Here is a 6,456-nt window from a genome sequence, read left to right as displayed (position 1 = left end):
GCGGACAGGGAGATCAGCTGTCCGCCCACGGGGAGATCACCTGACCGCCCACCGGGAAGTCCCGCTGACCGTTGACAGCGAGCAGGGCAAGGGGTACTGCACCTGGGTGGGAGAGACGTAGATACGTCTACCACGATGAGTTCGATGGTTTTCACCGTCATGCTCCTCCAGCGCTGTCAGCACTGGCTCGACGAGACCGCCCAACGCGACATCACAGCGCCTTGACGCCAATAGAGCATCCACTCTGCAGGACGCAACCTCGCTGGATGCACGGAGGCATATCAATGCAAATAGGTACATATTGGGGGACGGCGCAACCCGGAAGTGGGGGCACACCGGGAGGCCCGTCGTTGCTAACGTGAATGTTGGCGGGTATTCGGGGAACACGGGCTGGTGTCCCCGAATGCTGCGCCCACGGGATCGTGTCCCATGCGCCAATCAGGATCTGGGAGTCCCACGGCGGTGGGCGAACGTGCCGACCAACAATCGATGAGGCAGCAACTGCCGAGCCAGTGGGGGAACACATGCTCAAGTACCAGACTCAGACGGACAAGCGGGGCGAGATCGAGATCCCGGTCAGCGGCATCCGGGTGACACCGATGGACACCAATGAGCTGCACCGGTGGATTGCGGCCACCTGGGAGGAGCGGCGCAAGACCGTGATCCTCGGCCACAATCTGCACAGTCTCTACACGTGGGAGGTCAACCCGACGTTCCGCGCCTTCTACGACCAGGCCGACGTGGTGCTCACGGACGGCTTTCCCATCCTGAAAATGGCCAAGTGGTGCTCCGGGCGGCCACTCAGCGCCAGGCGCCACCGTATCGGCACCATGGATTGGTTGCCCGGCCTGATCCGGAGCACCCCCGTGCGGCGCGTGGCCGTCATTGGCGCGAGCCCCGAAAGCAACGCCGCCACGGTCGCTCTCCTCCGTGCGGGAGACCCCGAGCGCACGGTCGAGGGCTGGCCCGGCGAAGGGTGGAACCTCGCACTCGAGGACCGCATCGTCGGAACCCTCCAGGAGTTCCGGCCGGACTTCGTCATCGTGGGCCTGGGGATGCCGCTGCAGGAAGAGTTCCTGAGCCGGCACTGGGAGGAGTTGCCCACGGCGATCTACGCGGCCGTCGGCGGGGTGATCGACCAGTACTCCGGGATCCAGAAATCGGCTCCGCGCTGGCTCGGGCCCCTGGGCCTGGAATGGGCCTACCGGCTGGCCACCCAGCCGCGGCGGCTGGGCCACCGGTACCTCGTCGAACCGTGGATCCTCGCCTATCTCCTGGCGGCCAAGGCTGTCCGGCAGGGCACCAGAGGGGCGGACGCCAATTCCTGAGCCGGCCGTGAGCGGTGAGCCGAGACTATCCGTCCCGGCCCACCGTCTCGTGTCGGAGTGCATCAACAACGCTGCGGGTCAGTGCAATTCGTCCGCGGACCGGAGCGGAATCCCGCTCCCGCTTCGGCCCGCGGCGACCGTCTCCAGGGAGTCCAGTATCGCGTCCTCCTCGTCCTCCCACGTGGAGTGGGTGCGGCGGCGCTGCGGCTTGGGTCGCATGAGCGACTTGAGGTGGGCCGGCATGTCGTCGGCCATCTCCATCTGGCGGATGACGAGTTCTTCGTCGCCCTCGCCGATGTAGTTGCCGTCCTCGTCGTAGAACTGGGAGATGTGGCGTTCCATCTCCGCGGCGTATTGGCGGTCCCACGCGTCGTTGCGGGCCTGCTGGCGGGCGGCGTAGCCGTAGGCCACGAAGAACAGGGCGGCGAAGGCGTACCACTGCAGGGAGTATGACAGGTGCGGTCCGGAGTCGATCTCGGGCTCGGGGGCCGGTGCGGGAGCCACGGCCGGGGCCGGGTCCTCGGCGAAGACCTCCCCGTAGGCTTCGGTGCCGATCGGCCGGTCCCACCGCTCGCGCAGCTCCTCGAGCTCGATGGTGGCAATCTGCCCCTCTGGGGCCCCGCGGCTGACGGCCGGCTCTCCCGGTTGCAGGCGCGCGGAGACGGTCACGGTGCCGGCCGGTGGGGCGGGGACTTCGTCGGGCATGCCGTCGGCCGATGCGCCGGTGGGAATCCAGCCTCGGTCCAGGACGACCACCTGTCCGGTGTCGGTGCGGAAGGGCACCAGCACCTCGTATCCCACCCGGCCCCCTTGTGGCCGGTTGCGGACCAAGACCTGATCTTCGGGCAGGTACTGGCCCGTGAGCTGAACGGGACGCCACGTGAGGAGGGGATCGTGGGCAGCGAACTGATCCACGGCGGCCGCCCCGGTCAGGTGTTCGGCGCGGTAGTTCTGCTCGATCTTCGTGTTCTCGCCCACGAGGTGGTCGTTGCGGTCCATCTGCCAGCTGCCCAGATACACGGAGACCACCGCGGCGGCGCAGGCCAGGAGAAAGAAACCAAGCCATTTGCCGCTGAGCAGGAAACGATAGGTGCTCATCTCGGACCCCGCCGTCCGCACCGCAGTTCCAGTGGGAGGAATGCTAAGCATCTGGCCCTGCCGGGGCAGCGGCGGGGATAGGCGGTGACAGCAATCCGAGCCGGTCGAACTTCACGGCGGTCGTGCTCCTCAAAGTGTGCGGTTGGGCTCTCGGGACGGTCGGCGGCGGCCCCAGGAGCACCGCTGTCGCCGCGCCCCTGGGGACTGTGCCGTCGTCGAGTCTCTGCGCCGGCCCAGCTGTGGGAACTCAGCTCTTGCGGCGGCGACGGGACATCAAGGCCAGAAGCCCGATCACGACCAGGGCCAGTACCACCACCGTGACGCCGATGGCCCCTCCGGAAAGACCCTCGGAATTCTCCTGCGCGGCCGCGTCCTGGGCCTCGGTAGAGCCGTCCGAGCTGTCAGCAGGGACCTGGGTCGGGCTGCTACTGAGGCTGGGGGCTGGGGTGGTGGTGTCCGCGCCGTCGCCCACCTCGTAAGTGTAGGTGCCTTCGATGGGGTGGCCGTCGCTGGAGACCACCCGCCAGACCACCTGGTAGGTCCCGTCTTGGGCGCCGGTGTCGGCCAAGGGCTGGATCACCTGGGAGCCGTCGCGCTCGAGCGGGCCTTCGGTCACGGACTGCCCCTCGGAATCGGTCACCAGCACCTGGTGGCCGATATCCATGATCTCTCCGCTGTAGGTGAGCTCGATCTCCTCGGGGGCGGTTTCCAGCACGGCGTCCTGCTCGGGGGAGGTGCTCAGCACGTCGTCGTGGGCGGCGGCGGGGGCCAGCCCCAGGGCGGTCAGGGCGCCTACCGCGCCCAGGGTGGCGGCGGTACGGCGCAGGGCAGAAATAGTGGTCAGCATGGCGCAGGATTCCCTTCGGAGGGCAAGAAAAGTGTGGGTCAGACAGAGCCGCCGAGCCAATTGCCGGGGTGGCGGTGCGTGCGTCGTCGAGTCGGTCCTGCCCGCCCACGGCCACTGCCGGCCCCGATCTGGGGCACCGTGTTCAGCAGGTGGACAGCCCGGCGAGCCCGGTCCAGAGTGGAAGACTCCGACGACGAGCTGCCGGTGGTCCGCGGTGGGATCGCACTGGACGCAGCAACGACTGATCCGTCAGCGTGTGCGGGCGTCCCTGTGGCACAGGGCGGGGTCGGTGCACCACGATGGGAGCGGACAGGACCCGCCACAGCTGGCCGACGCGCAACCGCAGGGTGTCCAACAGAGCCACGACGGCCTTTTCGCCGTGGCGCAGAAACCCGTATGTGGCCGCCGCAGCGAGTAAGTGGAAGGCCAGCATGTCGAGGTCCCCGTGCACCCCGTGAGCCTGCGGCTGAAGCACCAGGAGCGGGCCCCCGAGAGGGTCGGCCCCCACGGCGTGGTGGGGCGCGCCACCCACGGCGGCCACGGGTCCGGCGACGGTGAAGAGCACATGAAAAACGCCCTGGCTGACTGCCACGCCGACGAGCAACGAGGAGCGGGAAAGGATTCGGCCGGCCAGGGCCATGCAGACCGGCCCGGACAGTGCCAGGGACAGCAGCATCAACAGTGCCGGAGGGACCTCCCCGCCAGCCGCCAGGTGGGAGGCAGCGGCGAAGGCGGTGGCAATCGCCGCCCCGGCCCACCCGCGGGCCAGGCGGCGCGTCCGTGCGCTCACGCCTCCACCCCCTCAGCTCATCAGTCGGTCGCCCTGGCGGTTCCATTATGTGGCCGCCCGCGACGGCCCCACCAAATCGACAGATCCTGGAGACGGGCAGCGGCCGGATCTGTGCCGCAGTGCATGTGACGCCCTCAGTCGCCAGGGTGCCGTAAAGGCCGCGGCTTCCTGCAGGATCCTGGCTCAGGGGCGTCTCGTGTTCTCGTCCCGCTCGGCGAGTCCGGCCATCATCGCGTTGTAGACCTTGAGCTCGGCATCATCGGTGCGGTCCGCCTGGCGGTCCACGCGACGGTTCTCCTTCTTGCCTTCGATCGCCCACATGATCGCCACGACCACGGCGACGACAACGGTGGGGAACTCCCCGATCCCCCACATCAGCGCCCCGCCGAACTGCTGGTCCTCGATCGGGCTACGACCCCAATCCCGGCCCATGTTCGCGAACCACCACGCCTGCAACAGGGTGTCCGAGCCCATCAGCGCCACCCCGACGAAGGCGTGGTAGACCATCGTGGCCAACAGCAGAATCAGGCGCATCATGTGCCCGGGACGGTACGGGATCGGATCGATGCCGATCAGCACGAGCATGAACAGATACCCGGTGATCAAGAAATGGGTGATCATGAACACGTGCCCCACGTGGTACTGCAGGGTGAACCCGAACAGTGGCGTGAAGTAGAAGATCACGATCGAGGCCGCGAAGTTCACCCCGGCGAAGATCGGGTGCGTCACGATCTTGGAGAACCTGGAGTGCACCAGGGCCAGGATCCACTCTCGCGGCCCGCGGGACCCATCCTGGCGAGGCTCCAGGGCCTTGAGCACCAGCGTCACCGGCGCCCCCAGCACCAGGAAGGTCGGCACCACCATCGTCAACATCATGTGCTCGACCATGTGCGCGGAGAACAGCACCAGGCCGTAGACGGCGACCCCACCGGAGGTGACGTAGAACAGCACCGCCAGCCCGGTCAGCCAAGAGAAGCTGCGCCGCACCGACCAAGAGTCCCCGCGCCGGCGGACCTGCACGAACGCCCACAGGTAGACAGCGGCGAGGAAGACCACTACCGCCAACCAGAGCGGGTCCACCCGCCAGGTGGTGAACCAGGAGCCGGCGGTGGGCTCGGGAGGCAACGGGTACCAGGTGAGGAGCTCGGCCGGGGTGGCATCCGGGGCGATCTCCTCGGGCACCGGCGGGGCGGTGCGCGACAGGGCCACGCCCACGCCCATGACCGCACCCATCACCAGCACCTCCCCGGCCACCAGCTGCCACACCGCGCGCCGGGCGGTGAGACGGCCGGCCTCCACACCAGGGATCAACCAGCGGCGGTGAGCCAACCCCGCCAGACCCAGCCCCAGGGTCAGGGCGGCCTTGAACAGCACCAACTGCCCGTACGGGCTGAACAGCTGCTCCCAGGAGCCGATGCGCACCGCCGCATTGATGGTCCCGGAAAGAAACACCAAGAAGAAGGCGCCGAAGGCAACCCTGGAGAAGCGCCGCAGCACCACAGCGGCCATCGGCACCTGACGCCGAACACCAGCGCCACGGCCGGCCCCTGCCGGCAGGCTGCCGGTGCCGGCAGCCGATCCACTCAGCTGCGGGGAGAGCCAGGCGAGCACCACCAGCCCACCGGTCCACAGACACACGCCCAGCAGGTGCAGGCCCAAGGAGTTCACCGCACCCATGTGGTCCGTGCCTCCGGAGGCGTGACCGGTCAGGGCCATCGCCACCAAAGCCGTGCACGCCAGGACGAAGGTGAGCAACAGACCCATCAGGGCCCGGACGCCGAAGACCAGGGTGGTGACCACGGCAGCGGCCACCACGGTCGCCGCCTGCGCCTGCCCCAGGGAAAGATCCGTGGCGTAGTACAGCAGCTGCTGCGCGTAGGCCTCATCCCCGCCCACCGGCACCCCCGCCACATCGGAATAGGACAGCACCAGCACCACCACGGCAGCCACCGTCCACACCACCGACGCCACCTCGGCCAGACCCATCGTGGCCGTGAACAGCGGGTGCTCCGCCTCCTGGCCCCCGTTCCGCACGTCTGCGCGGCGGCGGAACCCACCACGTGTTCTCGGCACGACCCCCAGAGCGAAGAGCAGGGAACCCAGCACCACAACCAAGGCACTGTTGTGCACCACCTCGACCACGGGCAGACCCCAGCGCACCAACGCCCCCGGGTCGGCCGCCAGACGAGCGACCCCCGAGCCGCTGTAGAACATCGCCAGAATCAACACCACCAAGGCCACCACCAAGGCAACCACGAGCTGCCACGGCCTCACCTTGTAACCGCCCAGCCTGCCCAGCCCGGGGTGCGCCTGCCCTGAATCCCCCCAAGTTCTCTGCCGCTCTCATACCGGGTGGCCCTCGTGGATGAGGGAGGTGTAGTGGGCGTTTTCGA

The 6,456-nt window shown here is 68.2% G+C and carries 4 protein-coding genes; 1 reads left to right on the top strand and 3 read right to left on the bottom strand.

Translation table 11 applies throughout. From position 1 onward, the window contains the following. Positions 1–524: 524 nt before the first annotated feature. Positions 525–1,328 (top strand): WecB/TagA/CpsF family glycosyltransferase, encoded by an 804-nt coding sequence (locus Q0817_RS19725; RefSeq protein WP_298592106.1) that lies wholly within the window; start codon positions 525–527, stop codon positions 1,326–1,328. 78 nt (positions 1,329–1,406) lie between these two features. On the opposite strand, the gene Q0817_RS19720 is transcribed toward Q0817_RS19725, so the two are convergent. From Q0817_RS19720 to Q0817_RS19710, 3 genes are all read right to left on the bottom strand, one after another. After that, positions 1,407–2,426 (bottom strand): SURF1 family protein, encoded by a 1,020-nt coding sequence (locus Q0817_RS19720; RefSeq protein ID WP_298592103.1) that lies wholly within the window; start codon positions 2,424–2,426, stop codon positions 1,407–1,409. A gap of 247 nt (positions 2,427–2,673) precedes the next feature. Then, entirely contained in the window at positions 2,674–3,273 is a 600-nt protein-coding gene (locus tag Q0817_RS19715) for a copper resistance CopC family protein (RefSeq protein ID WP_298592100.1), read from the bottom strand. A gap of 973 nt (positions 3,274–4,246) precedes the next feature. Next, positions 4,247–6,295: a cytochrome c oxidase assembly protein gene (locus Q0817_RS19710; protein WP_298592097.1), complete on the bottom strand. Its 2,049-nt coding sequence runs from the start codon at positions 6,293–6,295 to the stop codon at positions 4,247–4,249. Between the last annotated feature and the right edge of the window lie 161 nt (positions 6,296–6,456).

It is taken from the genome of uncultured Kocuria sp., from assembly GCF_947500125.1.
Lineage (GTDB): Bacteria > Actinomycetota > Actinomycetes > Actinomycetales > Micrococcaceae > Kocuria.
This window is presented reverse-complemented; position numbering and strand designations above follow the sequence as displayed.

Coding starts and splice junctions, on each gene's coding strand:
- Q0817_RS19725 (WP_298592106.1), top strand. CDS start 525: ATGCTCAAGTACCAGACTCAGACGGACAAGCGGGGCGAGATCGAGATC.
- Q0817_RS19720 (WP_298592103.1), bottom strand. CDS start 2,426: ATGAGCACCTATCGTTTCCTGCTCAGCGGCAAATGGCTTGGTTTCTTT.
- Q0817_RS19715 (WP_298592100.1), bottom strand. CDS start 3,273: ATGCTGACCACTATTTCTGCCCTGCGCCGTACCGCCGCCACCCTGGGC.